Genomic DNA, 18,161 nt, shown 5'->3' on the forward strand with positions numbered 1-18,161 from the left:
GATGCTTGCGTTGCTCAGGCGTAGAACCGCGACACGCTCTGCAGCACCGCCGCCGGCTTCGCCCCGCCCTCGATCTCGATCGTGCCGTCGACGGTGATCTGCGCCCCGCCGGGCACCTCCTCCACCTCGGCCAGCCTGCCGACCAGCCGTATGCGCGAGCCGACCTTGACCGGCGAGGGGAAACGCACCTTGTTCAGGCCGTAGTTGACCTTCGTGGTGACGCCCTGGACGTCCAGCAGCTCGGTGAAGAGGGGGATGAAGAGGGAGAGGGTGAGATAGCCGTGGGCGATGGGGGCGCCGAACGGCCCCTCGGCCGCCTTCTGCGGGTCCACGTGGATCCACTGGTGGTCGCCGGTGGCGTCGGCGAACGTGTTGATGCGCTCCTGGGTGATCTCGATCCACTCGCTGGTGCCGAGGTCGCTGCCCGCCAGCTTCTTCAGTTCGTCGAGGCCGTTCACGGTGATGCTCATGGGGTTCCTTAACTGTTGCCGTACCGGGTACGGACGCGGGACTTGAGGAGTTTTCCCGAGGCGGTGCGCGGGAGTTCGTCCGCGAGCACCACCGATTTCGGGATCTTGTACTTGGCGAGGCGGCCGGCGAGGGACGCGAGGATCTCGTCCGGATCGGGCGTGGCGCCCTCGCGGGGCACGACGACCGCGCGCGGCACCTCGCCCCACTTGTCGTCCGGCACGCCGATCACCGCGCACTCGACGATGTCCGGGTGGGCGAGGAGCAGGTCCTCGATCTCGGCGGGGTAGATGTTCTCGCCGCCGCTGATGATCATGTCCTTGATGCGGTCGACGATGAAGACGTACCCGTCCTCGTCGACCCGGGCCGCGTCCCCGCTGCGGAACCAGCCGTCGGCGAAGGAGGCGGCCGTCTCCTCGGGCAGGCCCCAGTAGCCGGGCATGACATGGGGACCGCGGACCACGACCTCGCCCGTCTCGCCGACCTGCACCGGCGCGAGGTCCGGGCCCACGACGCGTACGTCGCTGAAGAAGTGCGGTACGCCCGCCGAACCCGCCTTGCTCACCGCGTGCTCGGCGTCCAGGAACAGCGTCCCCGGGGCCGCCTCCGTCATGCCGTAGCCCTGGAGGAAGGTGAGCCCCCGCGCCTGGTACGCGGCGATCATCGGCGTCGGGACCGGGGAGCCGCCGCAGGTGAGGATCCGCAGCGAGGACAGGTCCGCGTCCGGCCAGCGCGGGTGCCGGGCGACCTGCTCGAACATCGTCGGCACCCCGAACATGAAGGTGATGCGGTGCCGTTCGATCAGGTCGAAGGTCGCGTTCGGGTCGAAGGCCTCGACCAGGACGCAGGTGCCGCCCTTGAGGAGGACCGGCAGCGTCAGCATGTTCAGGCCCGCCGTGTGGAACAACGGGGCGGAGACCAGGGCGCGTTCGTCGGCGATCAGGTCGGTGTCGACGAGGACGTTGAGCGCGTTCCAGGTGATGTTGCCGTGGGTGAGCATCGCGCCCTTGGGGCGGCCCGTCGTCCCCGAGGTGTACATGATGATGCAGGTGTCGTCGGCGGTGACGGGCGTGTCGATGGGCTCGTCGGGCGCCGCCGCCAGCGCCTCCTCGTATTCGGCGCCCACTTCGACGTATGTACGGACGTCGGTGTGGCCGGGCAGTCCGGCGACGAGGCCGGCATGGGAGGGACCGTAGACGAGGGCCTTGGCGCCGGAGTCGGCCAGCTGGTAGGCGATCTCGGGGCCCGCGAGGCGGGTGTTGAGGGGGACGAAGACCGCGCCCAGCGTGCCGGCGGCGAACAGGGTCTCCAGGTAGGAGGGGTGGTTCGGGCCAAGGTAGGCGATGCGGTCGCCGCGGCGTACGCCCCGCTCGCGCAGGGCGTGGGCGAGGCGGGTCGTGCGGTCGTACAGCGCGGCATAGTCGGCGGACGTCTCGCCGTGGATCAGGGCGGTGCGGTGCGGGGTCTTGCGGGCCCGGCGTGCGGGCCACGACCCCAGTCCCTCGTTGCGCATGTCACGCCCCTTACGGTTTCGTCAGCCCGAGCAGGCGGGCGGCGTTCTCCTTGAGGATCTTCGGCTTGACCTCGTCCTTGATCGACAGCTTCTCGAAGTCGGCGAGCCAGCGGTCCGGGGTGAGGACGGGGAAGTCGGAGCCGAAGAGCACCTTGTCCTTCAGCAGCGTGTTGGCGTACTGCACGAGCTGCGGCGGGAAGTACTTGGGCGACCAGCCGGACAGGTCGATGTGCACGCCGGGCTTGTGCGTGGCGACGGCGAGGGCCTCGTCCTGCCAGGGGAAGGACGGGTGCGCCAGGATGATCTTCAGGTGCGGGAAGTCGGCCGCGACGTCGTCCACGTGGAGGGGGTTGGAGTACTTCAGGCGGATGCCGCCCCCGCCCGGGACTCCGGCGCCGATGCCCGTCTGACCCGTGTGGAACAGGGCGATGGTGCCCGTCTCCTCGATCACCTCGTAGAGGTCGTAGGCCACCGAGCGGTCGTTGGGGAAGAAGCCCTGGATGCTGGGGTGGAACTTGAAGCCCTTCACCCCGTACTCCTCGACCAGGCGCCGGGCCTGCCGCACGCCCGCCTTCCCCCGGAAGGGGTCGATGGAGGCGAAGGGGATGAGGACGTCGGAGTTGGCGGCCGCGGCCTCGGCGACCTCCTCGTTCGGGACCGGCGGTGTGCCGGTCGCGGACTCGGCGTCGACCGTGAAGATCACGGCGGCCATCTTCCGCTCGCGGTAGTAGGCGGCGGTCTCCTCGATGGTCGGCTTGCGTTTGCCCTCGACCTTGAAGTAGGCGGAGGAGGCGTCGTGCAGGTCGTCGTCCAGGGAGGAGTGGCCCTTGGAGGACACCTCCGCGTGGGTGTGGACGTCGATCGCGACGAGGTCGTCGGGGTTCATGGACGGGGCCATCACGCCTCCGGGAACTTGGGCGCCGGAATGCCGACCGACTGGAGCTCGGCGCCGACCGAGGTGGGCCAGACGCCGGCCAGGGTGTCGGGGGTCCAGCCGCTGTCGGCATAGGCCGCCGCGATCTCCTGCGGATGCGACCAGAGTGCCACCTTGTCGCCGCCGATGCCGATGCACTGGCCGGTCACCGACCGGGCCGCCTTGGAGGCGAGGAAGGGGACGAGGGCCGCGCAGTCCTCGGGGGTGCCGAAGCCCTCGCCCTTGCGGAGGAAGTCCGGGAGCGGCTCGCCGTTCTTCATGGCCTCGATGTACGGGGCGAAGGCGGGGATGGTCTCGGTCATCGCGGTCGCGGCGACCGGCACGATGGCGTTGACGGTGATGTTCGCGCGGCCCAGCTCCATCGACCACGTGCGAGCCATGGCGGCGATGCCGGCCTTGGCGGCGGCGTAGTTCGTCTGGCCGAAGTTGCCGCGCTGGCCGGCCGGGGAGCCGACCAGGATCAGGCTGCCGCCCTCGCCCTGCTCGCGCATGCGGACGGCGGCGGCGCGGGCGCAGGTGAAGGTGCCCTTGAGGTGGGTGGTGATCACCGCGTCGAAGTCGTCGTCGGTCATCTTCCACAGGACCTTGTCGCGCAGGATGCCCGCGTTGGTCACCAGGATGTCGAGCCGCCCGAACTCCTCGACGGCACGGTTCACCAGCCGCTCCGCGGCCTCGGTCGTGCCGACCGGGACGACCTCGGCGACGGCGGTGCCGCCGGCCTCGGTGATGGACTTCACGGCCGTCTCGGCCACGGCCTCGTCGACGTCGTTGACGACCACAGAGGCGCCGTGGGCGGCCAGGGCGTGGGCGTAGGCGAGGCCGAGGCCCCGGCCGCTGCCGGTGACGACGGCGGCCTTGCCGGTGAGATCGATGCTGGGCACGGGAGGGTCCCTTCGACGTGGGGTGCTTCGACGCGGCTGCTTCGACGCGGCTGCTCGACGCGGCGTGCGGCTACGCGATCGAAGTTAAGAGCAATAATTGTCGTCGTCAATAGTTGTTGGTGACCTTCGGGTGCGTCATGCTGGAATCCGCCCAGAGAAACCCCCGCCATCACGGGGCCGAGACCAGGGAGCCCGCCATCGCCCGCCAGCACGCCACGAACCCGGCACCCATCGACGCGAACGAACCGTGGATGCGCGGACTGCACGCGGACACGGGTTACCTGCTGTACCGCCTGGGCCTGCGCTCGGGTCAGTTGTTCAACACGTTCCTGCAGGAGTCGGGACTGCGCCTGCGCCACTACGCGGTGCTGCGCTTCCTCGTGACGTCCGACGGGGCGCTCCAGCGCGAGCTGAGCGCGCGGCTCGGCTACGACCCGAGTGCGATCGTCGGCCTGGTCGACGACCTGGAGAAGCTGGGCTTCGCCGAGCGCCGCCCCTCCCCCGACGACCGCCGCAGCCGGATCGTCGTTCTCACCGCCGAGGGGCGCACCTTCCTGCGGGACACCGACGAGGCGGGGCGGCGGGTGACGAATGACCTCGTGGACCCACTGGGCCCGGCCGAACGGGAGATCCTGCACGGTCTGCTCCTGCGGATCGTGGAGGACCGGCCGAGCTGATGTTGTGCAACTTATTGACGGCCGCACGATGACTGCCTAACTTCACCGAGGCATCGGCACCTTCCCCAGGGAGCTCAACGTGCAGCCATCCCCTCCGTCCGCCCGTCAACCGTCCCCCGACACCCGCCAGTTACGCCGCGTCGCCCTGTCCGGGCTGCTCGGCACCGCGGTCGAGTTCTACGACTTCCTCGTGTACGGCACGGTCGCCGCGCTCGTCTTCGGCGATCTGTTCTTCCCCCGGGCCGACCCCGCGGTCGGCACCATCGCGGCCTTCGGCACCTTCGCCGCGGGCTACGTGGCCCGCCCGCTGGGCGGCATCGTCTTCGGCCACTTCGGCGACCGGATCGGCCGTAAGTCGATGATGCTGCTGACCATGGTCCTGATGGGCTGCGGCAGCTTCCTCATCGGCCTGCTGCCCACCTACGACGCGATCGGCGTGTGGGCGCCCGTCCTCCTCGTGACCCTGCGGGTGGTGCAGGGCCTCGCGATCGGCGGCGAGTGGGGCGGCGCGACCCTCATGGTCGTCGAGCACGCCGAACGCACCCAGGGCGCCCGGCGCGGCCTGTGGTCCAGCTTCACCCAACTCGGCGCCCCGCTCGGCTCGGTGCTGTCGGCCGGCGTGGTCACGCTCGTCTCCACCCTGCCGGACGACGAGTTCCGCGCCTGGGGCTGGCGAGTGCCGTTCCTGCTGAGCATCCTGCTGCTGGGCGTCGGCCTGTTCGTGCGCCTCAAGGTCGCCGAGAGCCCGCTGTTCGCGCAGGCCAAGACACAGCCCAAGCCCGACCGGCCGCCGGTCGTGGAGGTGCTGCGGCGGCCGAAACCGGTGCTGCTCGCCGCCTGTGTCGGCATCGGCGCGTTCACCGCCCAGTCGCTGCTGACCGGATTCATGATCTCGTACGCGGTCGACCACGGGTACACCCGTCCGCAGGTGCTCACCGCCGTGACCATCGCCTCCTGTGTGGCCCTGGTGGTCCTACCCGCCGCGTCCGCACTCTCCGACCGGGTCGGCCGGCGCCCGGTCGTCCTGGCCGGCGCCGTCGCCTCGGCCGCGCTCGCCTTCCCCGTACTGGCGCTGGTGAACTCCGGCTCCCCCGGCCTGCTGATCCTCGCCCTCGCCCTCGGGCACGGCGTCGCCCAGTCCACGATGTACGGCCCGCTCGGCGCGCTGCTCAGCGAGATGTTCGGCACCCGGGTCCGCTACACCGGCGCCTCGCTCGGCTACCAGGCGGCCACCCTGCTCGGCGCCGGGTTCTCGCCCCTGATCGCCAGCAGCCTGCTCGCCTCGTCCGGCGGCAGCAGCACGCCCGTCTCCCTGCTGCTGTGCGGCGGCGCGGCGATCACCGCGCTCACCGTGTGGCGGCTGCGCGAGACGCACACCGACACGCTCGACGCCCCCGGCTCCCCCGCCGACACCCCCACCCCGGAAGGGACGCTCCGTTGAAATTCCGCACCCGTATCGCCTTACTGACCGTGGCTGCCGTGTGCGCCGCCACCGCGACCGCGCTCCCCGCACAGGCGGCGACCGACACCCACCTGGAGGGCAAACTCCCTTCCGGCGCCGCGTACTTGATGGACGTACCCGCCGACTGGAACGGCACCGTGCTCCTCTTCAGCCACGGCTACCGCCCCGCAGGCTCGCCCAGCCCCGGCGAGGACGCCCCCGACTCCACCACCCGCGACAAACTCCTGGCCGAGGGATACGCACTCATCGGCTCCTCGTACGCCACGAACGGCTGGGCGGTGACGGATGCCGTGCCCGACCAGCTCGCCACCCTCGACCTGTTCACGCAGAAGTTCGGCACGGCCGGGCGGACGCTCGCCTGGGGCCGGTCGTACGGCGGCCTCGTCACGACGGCCCTCGCCGAGCGGCACCCCGACCGCTTCGACGGATCGCTGTCGATGTGCGGGCTGGTGCAGGGCGGGGTGGCCAACTGGAACAGCACCCTGGACCCGGTCTTCGCCCTGAAGACCCTGCTCGCGCCGGGCGCGGACATCCCGCTCACCGGGTTCGCCGACCAGGCGGCCGCGGTCGCCGCAGCGAACACGCTCGCCTCGAAGACCAGCGCGGCCCAGCAGACCCCCGAGGGCCGCGCCCGCATCGCCCTCGCCGCCGCGCTGCACAACATCCCGGGCTACAACGACGCCAGGCAGACCAAGCCGGGCCCGACCGACTGGCAGACCCAGCAGGCCAACCAGTACACGGCCGTCACCGGGCTCATCCAGAGGCCCGCGTTCAGCTGGCGGCAGGAGGCGGAGAGCCGGGCCGGTGGCAACATGTCCTGGAACACCGGGGTCGACTACACCGCGATGCTCGCCCGCTCCCCGCTGTACAAAGAGGTGACCGAGCTCTACAAGGAGGCGGGACTGTCCTTGCGTACCGACCTCACCGCCCTGAACCGTGCACCCCGGATCTCGGCCGACCCCGCGGCCGTAGGGTGGATGCGGCACACCAGCGTCTTCTCGGGCCGGCTCGCCGACCCCCAGCTCAACATCCACACGACCGGCGACGCCCTGATCCCCGTCCAGGCCGAGAGCGCCTACCGGCGGGCCGCCACCGCGGCGGGCTCCGGCGCCCTGCTCAGCCAGGCCTACGTCGACGCCCCCGGCCACTGCACCTTCACCCCGGGCGAGATGCTCGGCGCCCTGCACACCCTGGAGCACCGGCTGGACACGGGCCGCTGGGACGCCTCGCCGGAGAGCCTCAACTCCCGTGCCCAGCAGGCTGATTCGACGACCGAGGCGCGTTATGTGACCTACCGGCCCACCACCTACCCCCGCCCCTACGACCTGGCCCATCCGGGAGACGCCCGGCCATGACCACCCGCTCCGCGCCCGACCGGCTGCTGTCCGTCCTCGGGGCCTTCGACCTCGAACACCCGGCGCTGTCGCTGACGGACATCAGCCGGCGGGCCGGGCTGAGCCTGACCACCGCGCACCGGCTCGTGGCCGCTCTCACCGAGTGGGGCGCCTTGGAGCGGGACGAGGCCGGGCTCTACCACGTCGGGCTGCGCCTGTGGGAGGTGGCGGCCCTCGCGCCGCGCGGGCTCGCGCTGCGGCAGATCGCGCTGCCGTACCTGGAGGACCTGTACGAGGCGACACACGAGAACGTGCAGCTGGCGGTCCGGGACGGGCCCGAGGTCGTCTACATCGAGTGGCTGTCGGGACGGTCGGCGGTCGGCGTGCACATCCGGGTCGGAGCGCGCTGGCCGCTGCACGCCACCGGGGTGGGGCTGGCGCTGCTCGCGCACAGTGACCCCGGGTTCCAGGAGGAGTACTGCGCCGGGCCGCTCGCCTCCTTCACGCCGTACACCGTCACCGAGCCCGCCCGACTGCGCCGCGTGCTGGCCGACGTACGCCGCACGGGGGTGGCGGTGAGCAGCCGCCAGGTCACCGACGACGCGCTGTCGGTGGCCGCTCCGGTGCGTGGCCCGGGCGGGTCGGTGGTCGCCGCCGTGTCCGTCGTCGTGCCCCAGGCCGAGGCGCAGGTGCCGGTGCTGGTGCCGGCGGTGCGGCTCGCGGCGCGGGGGATCTCGCGGGGGCTGGGGTGGTGGCCGGAAGGGGAGGCTTAGGCGCCCCCTCACCCCTGGAGGCGGACGGTCATCTCCACGGCAACCTCGTCCCCGGCCCCGAGCCCCTGCGGCTTGCGTACCGCGTTCTTGAGCGGCAGCAGATAGCCGCCGTCCCTGGGGAAGAGCGACGTCTCGAAGGCGACCTCGCCGACCCTGGCCTCGACCGGGATCACGCCCCAGCCGTACGTGGCCATCGCGGCCACCTCCCGGATGTCGGCGGACTCCTCGTCCGGGACCCGGACGAAGTAGTAGGGCGCCGGACCGCGCCATTCGATCACCGGGCCGGCGAAGGCGAGCTCCATACGGTCAGGACCCCTTCTCTGTGCCGAGTCGTCCTCAGAGGAATCTCAGACTGCCTTGCCGGGATTCAAAGGATCAACCCAGGAAGAACCTGCACGATGCACGCGTACCGCAACAGATCTCAGGAAGGCGTGCCGTGGGCGTCCCGCACATATCGAAGCCGTCGGAGCAGCAGCCGGGAAGGTGGTCACGGCGCGGGGTGCTCGCCGTGCTCGGGGTGGTGCCCGCCGCGGTGCTGACCGGGTGCGGCGGGTCGGCGGACGCGTCCGAGGGCGCGAAGTCGGCAGCGTCCGCGCAGGCCTCCGCGAAGCAGCCGACGATCACGGTCACGCCGGCCGACGGCACCGAGAAGGCGGACTTCACCAGCCCCGTCGAGATCACCGTGGCCGACGGCACGCTCGCGTCCGTGAAGGTCACCGGTGACGACGGCTCCGCACTGAAGGGGTCCTTCGACGAGGCCCGCACGAAGTGGACCTCGGACGGGCATCCGCACTCGGGCACCGAGTACACCGTCACGGCCACGGCGGCGGGGGTATCGGCGGCCACGACCACGACCTTCACCACGAAGTCCCCGGGCGAGACCTTCGTCGGCTACTTCACGCCCGAGGCAGGCTCCACCTCCGGCGTCGGCATGCCCGTGTCGATCGACTTCACGCACGCCGTCGCCGACAAGGCCGCGGTCCAGAAGGCGATCACGGTGACCGCCGAGCCCGCCGTGGACGTCGTCGGCCACTGGTTCAGCGACACCCGGCTGGACTTCCGGCCGAAGACGTACTGGGCGGCGGGGACGACGATCACGCTCAGCCTCCGGCTGAAGGACGTCGAGGGCGCGGACGGGGTCTACGGCACGCAGTCCAAGGACGTCACCTTCCACATCGGCCGCGAGCAGATCAGCACGGTCGACCTCGCCACCAAGCGGATGACGGTCGTCCGGGACGGCGAGACCGTCGCCACCTACCCGGTCAGCGGCGGCGACCCCGACCACACCACCTGGTCCGGGATCATGGTGATCAGCGAGCGGTTCGAGCAGACGCGGATGGAGTCCTCGACGGTCGGGCTCGGCGACGAGTACGACATCCCCGACGTCCCGCACGCCCAGCGGCTGACGACGTCCGGCACGTTCGTCCACGGCAACTACTGGGCGTCCACGTCGGTGTTCGGCAAGGAGAACACCAGCCACGGGTGCATCGGTCTGCACGACGCGAAGGGCGCGAGCGACAGCTCCGTGGCCGGTTACCAGTTCTACGAGAGCTCGAAGCTCGGGGACGTGGTGATCGTGCAGAACTCGGGCGAGAAGACCGTGGAAGCGTCGAACGGACTCAACGGCTGGAACCTGTCGTGGGCGGACTGGAAGGCGGGGAGTGCGCTTTAGCACGTATACCCCGTTCATGGCATGAACTTCCCCGCCCCCGAAGGACTTTCCCTGCTTTAACTCTTGACGGCCCCGGTTGCGGAGAGCACATTGGGCCCACTTTGAGAGCGCTCTCAGATGTATCTGACACCCGCGCACATCACTCCGTACCGGGAGGCACCCCCCATGAGTGCAACCTCCGGCATACCCAGACGGCGACGCGCGCTCATCGCCGTACTCAGCACGCTCGGTCTGGCGGCCGCGGTCGCCACGGCCGCGACCCTGCCCGCGAACGCCTCCGCCCCCACGCCCCCGTCGGGCTGGACGCAGGTCTTCCTCGACGACTTCAACGGCACCGCCGGCACCGGTGTCAACACCTCCAACTGGCAGTACGCGACCGGTACTTCGTATCCGGGCGGCCCCGCCAACTGGGGCACCGGCGAGGTCGAGACGATGACGAACAGCACCAGCAACGTCGCGCTCGACGGCAACGGCAACCTCCGCATCACCCCGCTGCGCGACTCCGCCGGCCGCTGGACGTCGGGCCGCATCGAGACCAACCGCACCGACTTCCAGCCCCCGTCCGGCGGCAAGCTGCGCGTCGAGGGCCGCATCCAGATGCCGAACGTCACCGGCACCGCCGCCGAGGGCTACTGGCCGGCGTTCTGGATGCTGGGCGCGCCGTACCGCGGCAACTACCAGAACTGGCCGAGCGTCGGCGAGCTGGACATCATGGAGAACGTCCAGGGCCGCAACACCGTGTGGGCCACGATGCACTGCGGGACCAACCCGGGCGGCCCGTGCAACGAGACCACCGGCCTCGGCAACTCCACGGCATGTCCCGGCTCGACGTGCCAGTCGGCCTTCCACACCTACACCATGGAGTGGGACCGCTCGGTGAGCCCCGAGACGATCCGGTTCTACGTCGACGGCACCCAGTTCCACTCGGTCAACGCGAGCCAGGTGGACGCGACGACCTGGTCCAACGCCACCAACCACGGCTTCTTCATCATCCTGAACGTGGCGATGGGCGGCGCCTTCCCGGACGCCTTCGGCGGCGGCCTGGACGGCGACACGCGGTCCGGCGTGCCGATGGTCGTCGACTACGTCCAGGTGCTGTCGGCCAGTGGGAGCGGTACCACACCTCCGCCGACGGGCAACCGTGACGCCTACAGCGCCATCCAGGCCGAGTCGTACGACGGCCAGGGCGGCGCGAGCACCGAGTCCACGTCGGATGCGGGCGGCGGACAGAACATCGGCTCCCTCGCGAACGGCGACTGGGCGCTGTACAAGGGCGTCAACTTCGGCTCGTCGGCGGCCACTCAGTTCGTGGGCCGGGTGGCGAGCGGTGCGGCGGGCGGCGTCAGCGGGCTCGTCGAGGTGCGCCTGGACAGCCGCGGCAACGCGCCCGTGGGCAGCTTCTCGGTGGCCAACACCGGTGGGTGGCAGTCGTGGCGGACCGTCCCGGCGAACATCAGCGGGATCACCGGCACGCATGACGTGTATCTCACCTTCACCAGCGGTCAGCCGTCGGACTTCGTGAACGTGAACTGGTTCAACTTCGCCCGCTGACAGGCGTGTTGAGATGCCCCGCGAGAGCTCGACCGCCCTCGCGGGGCATCGGCGCACCCGGCTCCGCCGGCACTGCCCTAACGCAACTCCGCCCGAAACGCCGCCGGCGTCATCTCCGTGTGCTGGTGGAAGAACTTGGAGAAGTTGGCGGCGTCGGGAAAGCCGACCGCCGCACCCACACGCCCGATCGGCAGGTCCGTGTGGGCCAGGAGCCGCTTGGCCTCCAGGATCACGCGTCGGTCGATGAAGCCCTTGGGCGTCTGACCCGTGGCGGCGCGGACCGCGCGGACGAGGGTCCGGCGGGAGTAGCCGAGCTGGTCGGCGTAGGCGCTGACGCTGTGGTTGGTGGCGAAGCCCTGCTCCACCGCGTCCCGGAAGAGGGTGAAGGTCGTGTCGGCCTGCTCGCGCGCCGCTTTCGCCGAGCTCGCGGCGAGGTGGGCCAGGCGCAGCAGGAACGCGGTCAGCGAGTGGCGCAGAACCGCGGTGTGCGGGCTCAGGGGGAGGGTCGCCGTGTCCTCGTACTCGCGTTGGAGTTGGGCGAGGGACGAGCGCAGAGCGGTGAGCCGGCCTTCGTCGGGGTGGAGCAGGGGCGGGAGGTCGTAGCGGTAGAGGCCGGTGGCCTCCACCGTGGCGCGCGGCAGGAAGCCCGGCTGCATGGCGAGGACGATCCCCCGGTACTCGCTCGTCCGTGAGAAACGATGGACCTGTCCGGGGCGGATCCACAGCAGATCGCCCGCGCCCGCCTCGTACTCCGTGAAGTCGATCATGTGGCGCACGGGTCCGCGGCTGAAGAGCATCACGACGTGGAAGTCGATGCGGTGCACGCGCTCCAGCGGCGCCTCGTCGGCGTGCCAGGTGTGGTCGGTGCCGCCCATCGGGCCGATCCGCATGCCGACGCCGCCGACGCTCAGCTCGACGGGGAAGGGGAACGTTCTGATCCCTCCGTCGCCGCCTTCGCCCCTTGTGTCCACCATGTCCGTCTCGTGCCGCCTCAGTTGCGCGCCGCCCATGCTCAGCCGTGCGCTGCGCCGGCGACGCTGTCCCACTTTCACCACAGCCTGACACACGCCGACCTTCCCTCGTAAAAGTCAGACTTTTACTTTTGAAGGCGTTGGACCAGCCACTTCGCTCCGATCGAGGACTTTTTGAAGATGAGCACGCAGACACCGGACAGCTTCGAATGGACCGAACTCGACCGGCGTGCCGTCGACACGGCCCGCCTCCTGGCGGCAGATGCCGTTCAAAAGGTCGGGAACGGTCATCCGGGCACCGCGATGAGCCTCGCCCCGGCCGCGTACACGATCTTTCAGAAGGTGATGCGGCACGATCCGGCCGACCCCGAGTGGACCGGGCGTGACCGTTTCGTCCTCTCCCCCGGCCACACCTCGCTGACCCTCTACACCCAGCTGTTCCTCGCCGGATACGAGCTGGAGCTCGACGACCTCAAGTCCTTCCGGACGCACGGTTCGAAGACGCCGGGTCACCCCGAGTACGGGCACACGGCAGGGGTCGAGACGACGACCGGCCCGCTGGGTCAGGGCGTCGCCAACGCCGTCGGCATGGCGATGGCCGCCCGTTACGAGCGCGGCCTGTTCGACCCCGAGGCCCCGCAGGGCGAGTCGCCGTTCGACCACACCATCTGGGCGATCGTCTCCGACGGCGACCTCCAGGAGGGCGTCTCCGCCGAGGCCTCCTCCCTCGCCGGACACCAGAAGCTCGGCAACCTGGTCTTCCTCTACGACGACAACCACATCTCCATCGAGGGCGACACCGCGACCGCGTTCTCCGAGGACGTGCTGGGGCGCTACGAGGCGTACGGCTGGCATGTGCAGCGGATCGAGCCCGCCGACAACGGCGACATCGACGTCCACGCGCTGTACGCGGCGCTCAAGGCGGCGCAGGCCGAGACCGAGCGCCCCTCGATCATCGCGATGCGCACGATCATCGCCTGGCCGGCCCCCAACGCCCAGAACACCGAGGCCTCCCACGGCTCCGCCCTCGGCACCGACGAGATCGCCGCCACCAAGCGCGTCCTCGGCTTCGACCCCGAGCGGTCCTTCGAGGTCGCCGACGAGGTCCTCGCCCACACCCGCCGCGCCCTCGACCGGGGTGCCGAGGCGCACGCAGCCTGGGACAAGCGGATCGACAAGTGGCGCGGCGCCGACGCGGAGCGGGCCCGGCTGTTCGACCGGATCGTCGCCGGGCAGCTGCCCGAGGGCTGGGAGGACGCCCTTCCGGTGTTCGAGGAGGGCAAGTCGGTCGCGACCCGCGCCGCGTCCGGCAAGGTGCTCCAGGCGCTCGGCGGGGTCGTCCCGGAGCTGTGGGGCGGCTCGGCCGACCTGGCCGGCTCCAACAACACCACCATCGACAAGGCGAGTTCGTTCCTGCCGAAGGGCAACCCGCTGCCGGAGGCCGACCCGTACGGCCGCACGATCCACTTCGGCATCCGCGAGTTCTCGATGGCCGCGGCGATGAACGGCATCGCCCTGCACGGCAACACCCGTGTCTACGGCGGCACGTTCCTGGTGTTCTCCGACTACATGCGCAACGCGGTCCGCATGTCCGCGCTGATGCAGCTGCCGGTGACGTACGTCTGGACGCACGACTCCGTCGGCCTCGGCGAGGACGGCCCGACCCACCAGCCGGTCGAGCACCTGGCCTCGCTGCGTGCCATCCCGGGCCTGAACATCGTCCGCCCCGCCGACGCCAACGAGACCGCGGTCGCCTGGGCCGAGATCCTCAGGCGGCACTCCACCGACCCGGCCCCGCACGGCCTCGCGCTCACCCGGCAGGGTGTGCCGACGCTCCCGGTCAACTCCGATGCGGCGAAGGGCGGTTACGTCCTCCACGAGTCCTCCGGCGAGACGCCCGAGGTGATCCTCATCGCCACCGGCTCCGAGGTCCAGCTCGCCGTCGCCGCGCGGGAGCGGTTGGAGGCCGAGGGGATCGGTACCCGGGTGGTGTCGATGCCGTCCGTGGAGTGGTTCGAGGAGCAGCCGCGCGAGTACCGCGAGAGCGTCCTGCCGCCGGCCGTGAAGGCGCGGGTCGCCGTCGAGGCCGGTATCGGGCTCACCTGGTACCGGTTCGTGGGCGACGCCGGACGCATCGTCTCCCTGGAGCACTTCGGTGCCTCCGCCGACGCCAAGACGCTGTTCGCCGAGTACGGCTTCACCCCTGAGAACGTCGCCGCCGCAGCCCGCGAGTCCGTCGCCGCCGCCCGCGGTTGATCCGAACGCCAGAAGGAAGTTGATCACTGTGACCACCGAAGCAACCGCGACCACGGGGACGTTGAAGCGCCTGACCGACGAGGGCGTCTCGATCTGGCTGGACGACTTGTCGCGCAAGCGCATCGAGTCGGGCAACCTCGCCGAGCTGATCGCGAACAGGAACGTCGTCGGTGTCACCACCAACCCGTCCATCTTCCAGGCCGCCATCGGCTCCGGCGAGGGCTACGAGGAGCAGCTCGCCGACCTCGCGGTGCGGGGTGTCACGGTCGACGAGGCCGTGCGCATGATGACGACCGCGGATGTGCGTGCCGCCGCCGATATTCTGCATTCCGTATACGCCGCTACGGACGGCCGCGACGGCCGGGTCTCCATCGAGGTCGACCCGCGCCTCGCCCACAACACGGCCGCCACCATCGCCGAGGCCAGGCAGCTGGCCTGGCTCGTCGACCGCCCCAACGTGATGATCAAGATCCCGGCGACCAAGGCCGGCCTGCCCGCCATCACCGAGGTCATCGCCCAGGGCATCAGCGTCAACGTCACGCTGATCTTCTCCCTGGAGCGCTACCGCGAGGTGATGGACGCCTACCTGGCCGGTCTGGAGAAGGCCGCCGCGAAGGGCCTGGACCTCTCCGCCATCCACTCCGTGGCCTCCTTCTTCGTCTCCCGCGTCGACAGCGAGATCGACAAGCGGCTGACGGCGATCGGCACGGACGAGGCCCTCGCTCTGAAGGGCAGGGCCGCGCTGGCCAACGCCCGTCTCGCCTACGAGGCCTACGAGGATGGGTTCGGCTCTGCCGACAATTCGACACGCGGCGCCGACCGCTGGACCGCCCTCGCCGGCGCCAAGGCCAACAAGCAGCGCCCGCTGTGGGCCTCGACCGGCGTCAAGGACCCGGCGTACAAGTCCACCCTGTACGTGGACGAACTGGTCGCGCCGGGCACCGTCAACACGATGCCCGAGGCCACCCTGAACGCCACCGCCGACCACGGCGAGATCACCGGCGACACGGTCACCGGCGGCTACGCACAGGCCCGCGCCGACCTGGCCGCCGTAGAGGCGCTCGGGATCTCGTACGACGACGTCGTCACCCTCTTGGAGGGCGAGGGCGTCGCCAAGTTCGAGGTGGCGTGGCAGGACCTGTTGGACGCCGTGAAGAAGTCGCTCGGCAGCAAGGGAGCTGACGCGGAATGACCTCCGACACCACTGACACCCCCGACTGGGACAACCCCCTGCGCGATGCGCGCGACCGCCGTCTGCCCCGGATCGCGGGCCCGTCCGGCCTCGTCATCTTCGGCGTCACCGGCGACCTGTCCCGCAAGAAGCTGATGCCGGCCGTGTACGACCTCGCCAACCGCGGGATGCTGCCGCCGGGCTTCTCCCTCGTCGGGTTCGCCCGCCGGGACTGGGAGGACCAGGACTTCGCCCAGGTCGTGCACGACTCGGTGCGCGAGCACGCCCGTACGGAGTTCCGCGAGGAGGTCTGGCAGCAGCTCGCCGAGGGCATGCGGTTCATCCCGGGTGACTTCGACGACGACGAGGCGTTCAAGCAGCTGCGCCAGACGGTCGACGAGCTCGACGCGGCGCGCGGTACGAGCGGCAACTACGCCTTCTACCTCTCCGTACCGCCGAAGTTCTTCCCGAAGGTCGTGCGGCAGCTGAAGAAGCACGGTCTGGCGGACGCTCCCGAGGGGTCCTGGCGGCGGGCGGTCATCGAGAAGCCGTTCGGCCGCGACCTCGCGAGCGCCCGGGAGCTCAACGCGATCGTGCACGACGTGTTCGACCCGGAGCAGGTCTTCCGCATCGACCACTACCTGGGCAAGGAGACCGTCCAGAACATCCTGGCGCTGCGGTTCGCGAACCAGATGTTCGAGCCGATCTGGAACCGGTCATATGTCGACCACGTACAGATCACCATGGCCGAGGACATCGGCATCGGCGGCCGGGCGGGCTACTACGACGGCATCGGCTCGGCCCGTGACGTCATCCAGAACCACCTGCTCCAGCTGATGGCGCTGACCGCCATGGAGGAGCCGGCCGCCTTCGACGCCGGGTCGCTGCTCACCGAGAAGCTGAAGGTGCTCAAGGCGGTGAAGCTGCCGGAGGACCTGGGCAAGCACACCGTGCGCGGGCAGTACGCGGCGAGCTGGCAGGGCGGCGAGCAGGTCTTCGGGTACCTCCAGGAGGACGGTATCGACGCGCGGTCGAAGACCGACACGTACGCCGCGATCAAGCTGAACGTCGACAACCGTCGCTGGGCGGGCGTGCCGTTCTATCTGCGCACCGGCAAGCGGCTCGGGCGGCGGGTCACCGAGATCGCGGTGGTCTTCCAGCGGGCGCCGCACTCCCCCTTCGACTCCACGGCCACCGAGGAGCTCGGCCAGAACGCCATCGTCATCCGCGTCCAGCCGGACGAGGGCGTGACGGTGCGGTTCGGCTCCAAGGTGCCGGGCACCTCGATGGAGATCCGGGACGTGACGATGGACTTCGCCTACGGCGAGTCGTTCACCGAGTCCAGCCCGGAGGCGTACGAGCGGCTCATCCTGGACGTCCTCCTCGGGGACGCCAATTTGTTCCCCCGCCACCAGGAAGTGGAAGAGTCCTGGAAGATCCTCGACCCGATCGAGGAGTACTGGGACACCCACGGCAAGCCGGCGCAGTACGCGTCCGGCAGCTGGGGACCCGAGGAAGCCGACGAGATGCTCGCACGAGACGGACGGAGCTGGCGCAGGCCATGAAGATCGACCTGACCGACACCACGGCAAGCAAGATCAACAAGGCGCTGGTGCAGGGCCGCCGCGCGATCGGCACGCCGGCCGTGGGCATGGTCCTGACGATGGTGATCGTCACGGACGAGGAGAACGCGTACGACTCGATCAAGGCTGCCGAGGAGGCCTCGCACGAGCACCCCGCGCGCACCCTGGTCGTCATCAAGCGGCACGCGCGCACCCCGCGCGACCGCACCCGCTCGCACCTGGACGCCGAGGTCCGGGTGGGCGCCGACGCCGGCACCGGCGAGACGGTGATCCTGCGGATGTACGGCGAGGTGTCCGAGCACGCCGACTCGGTGGTGCTGCCGCTGCTGCTGCCGGACGCGCCGGTCGTGGTGTGGTGGCCGGTGGAAGCGCCGGACAACCCGGCGAAGGACCCGCTGGGCGCGCTGGCCCAGCGCCGGATCACCGATCTGTACACCACCGAGACCCCGCTGGCGGACCTGGAGCTGCGCGCCCGCTCCTACGCGCCCGGCGACACCGACCTCGCCTGGACCCGGCTCACCCCGTGGCGCTCGATGCTCGCCGCGGCCCTGGACCAGGCCCGGGTCCCGATCGTCTCGGCAGCCGTGGAGGCCGAGGCCGACAACCCGGCGGCCGAGCTGCTGGCCCGCTGGCTGGAGGCCCGCCTGCACGTCACCGCCGAGCGGGTCGTCACCGCCGGACCGGTCGTCACGGGCGTACGGCTCGGCACCGAGAACGGCGAGATCGTCATCGACCGTCCCGAGGGCCCGCTGGCCACGCTGACCCTGCCGGACCAGCCGTCGCGCACCCTCGCGCTGAAGGTCCGCACCACCTCCGAACTCATCGCCGAGGAGCTCAGGCGCCTCGACGCGGACGAGATGTACGCCGTCGCCCTGCGGGGCGAGGCCACCAAGGAGACCCCCGACCATGTCTGAC

16 protein-coding genes are annotated in these 18,161 nt (G+C 70.5%); 10 read left to right on the plus strand and 6 right to left on the minus strand.

The annotated features are described in order from the left end of the window. Nucleotides 1-14: 14 nt before the first annotated feature. From QQM39_RS04980 to QQM39_RS04995, 4 genes are read right to left on the minus strand one after another with little or no spacing between them, the layout of a single operon-like run. Complete coding sequence (locus QQM39_RS04980) at nt 15-470, minus strand: MaoC family dehydratase (protein ID WP_301995406.1); 456 nt, start codon at nt 468-470, stop codon at nt 15-17. 8 nt (nt 471-478) lie between these two features. Further along, nucleotides 479-1,981, minus strand: a complete 1,503-nt coding sequence (gene menE / locus QQM39_RS04985) for an o-succinylbenzoate--CoA ligase (protein WP_301995407.1) — start codon at nt 1,979-1,981, stop codon at nt 479-481. A gap of 10 nt (nt 1,982-1,991) precedes the next feature. Continuing rightward, nucleotides 1,992-2,867 carry an amidohydrolase family protein gene (locus tag QQM39_RS04990; protein ID WP_302003484.1) on the minus strand — a complete coding sequence of 292 codons (876 nt, stop codon included), beginning with the start codon at nt 2,865-2,867 and terminating at the stop codon, nt 1,992-1,994. Between the two features lie 11 nt (nt 2,868-2,878). After that, complete coding sequence (locus QQM39_RS04995; protein WP_301995408.1) at nt 2,879-3,796, minus strand: SDR family NAD(P)-dependent oxidoreductase; 918 nt, start codon at nt 3,794-3,796, stop codon at nt 2,879-2,881. Between the two features lie 137 nt (nt 3,797-3,933). On the opposite strand from QQM39_RS04995, the gene QQM39_RS05000 reads away from it, so the two are divergent. The 4 genes from QQM39_RS05000 (at nt 3,934) to QQM39_RS05015 (ending at nt 8,042) form a co-directional block, all read left to right on the plus strand. Further along, the gene (locus QQM39_RS05000; RefSeq protein ID WP_301995409.1) at nt 3,934-4,473 is read left to right on the plus strand and encodes a MarR family winged helix-turn-helix transcriptional regulator; all 540 of its coding nucleotides are present in this window, start codon (nt 3,934-3,936) and stop codon (nt 4,471-4,473) included. 79 nt (nt 4,474-4,552) lie between these two features. Continuing rightward, entirely contained in the window at nt 4,553-5,914 is a 1,362-nt protein-coding gene (locus QQM39_RS05005; protein WP_301995410.1) for an MFS transporter, read from the plus strand. Next, entirely contained in the window at nt 5,911-7,290 is a 1,380-nt protein-coding gene (locus QQM39_RS05010) for a S9 family peptidase (protein ID WP_301995411.1), read from the plus strand. The genes QQM39_RS05005 and QQM39_RS05010 overlap by 4 nt, the downstream gene beginning before the upstream one ends. Next, nucleotides 7,287-8,042, plus strand: a complete 756-nt coding sequence (locus QQM39_RS05015) for an IclR family transcriptional regulator (protein WP_301995412.1) — start codon at nt 7,287-7,289, stop codon at nt 8,040-8,042. The genes QQM39_RS05010 and QQM39_RS05015 overlap by 4 nt, the downstream gene beginning before the upstream one ends. 8 nt (nt 8,043-8,050) lie before the next feature. On the opposite strand, the gene QQM39_RS05020 is transcribed toward QQM39_RS05015, so the two are convergent. Further along, nucleotides 8,051-8,344: a DUF1905 domain-containing protein gene (locus QQM39_RS05020; RefSeq protein WP_301995413.1), complete on the minus strand. Its 294-nt coding sequence runs from the start codon at nt 8,342-8,344 to the stop codon at nt 8,051-8,053. 134 nt (nt 8,345-8,478) lie between these two features. On the opposite strand from QQM39_RS05020, the gene QQM39_RS05025 reads away from it, so the two are divergent. Together QQM39_RS05025 and QQM39_RS05030 are read left to right on the plus strand one after the other, a co-directional pair. Then, nucleotides 8,479-9,714 carry an Ig-like domain-containing protein gene (locus QQM39_RS05025; protein WP_301995414.1) on the plus strand — a complete coding sequence of 412 codons (1,236 nt, stop codon included), beginning with the start codon at nt 8,479-8,481 and terminating at the stop codon, nt 9,712-9,714. A gap of 165 nt (nt 9,715-9,879) precedes the next feature. Further along, nucleotides 9,880-11,265: a glycoside hydrolase family 16 protein gene (locus tag QQM39_RS05030; protein WP_301995415.1), complete on the plus strand. Its 1,386-nt coding sequence runs from the start codon at nt 9,880-9,882 to the stop codon at nt 11,263-11,265. A 77-nt stretch (nt 11,266-11,342) separates the two neighbouring features. Here QQM39_RS05030 and QQM39_RS05035 read toward each other — a convergent pair whose 3' ends face one another. Then, a complete protein-coding gene (locus tag QQM39_RS05035) occupies nt 11,343-12,239 on the minus strand; it encodes an AraC family transcriptional regulator (protein WP_301995416.1) in 897 nt (298 codons plus the stop codon). Between the two features lie 177 nt (nt 12,240-12,416). Here QQM39_RS05035 and tkt point away from each other — a divergent pair, with 177 nt between their 5' ends. From tkt to opcA, 4 genes are read left to right on the plus strand one after another with little or no spacing between them, the layout of a single operon-like run. Beyond that, nucleotides 12,417-14,492 carry a transketolase gene (gene tkt / locus QQM39_RS05040; protein WP_301995417.1) on the plus strand — a complete coding sequence of 692 codons (2,076 nt, stop codon included), beginning with the start codon at nt 12,417-12,419 and terminating at the stop codon, nt 14,490-14,492. Nucleotides 14,493-14,511: 19 nt separating this feature from the next. Further along, complete coding sequence (gene tal / locus QQM39_RS05045) at nt 14,512-15,684, plus strand: transaldolase (protein WP_301995418.1); 1,173 nt, start codon at nt 14,512-14,514, stop codon at nt 15,682-15,684. Further along, nucleotides 15,681-17,228: a glucose-6-phosphate dehydrogenase gene (zwf, locus tag QQM39_RS05050; RefSeq protein WP_301995419.1), complete on the plus strand. Its 1,548-nt coding sequence runs from the start codon at nt 15,681-15,683 to the stop codon at nt 17,226-17,228. The genes tal and zwf overlap by 4 nt, the downstream gene beginning before the upstream one ends. Then, nucleotides 17,225-18,160, plus strand: coding sequence for a glucose-6-phosphate dehydrogenase assembly protein OpcA (gene opcA / locus QQM39_RS05055; RefSeq protein WP_301995421.1), 936 nt, complete (start codon nt 17,225-17,227; stop codon nt 18,158-18,160). Before zwf ends, opcA begins: the two co-directional genes overlap by 4 nt. Nucleotide 18,161 lies beyond the last annotated feature (1 nt).

The sequence above is a fragment of the Streptomyces sp. DT2A-34 genome (assembly GCF_030499515.1).
Lineage (GTDB): Bacteria > Actinomycetota > Actinomycetes > Streptomycetales > Streptomycetaceae > Streptomyces.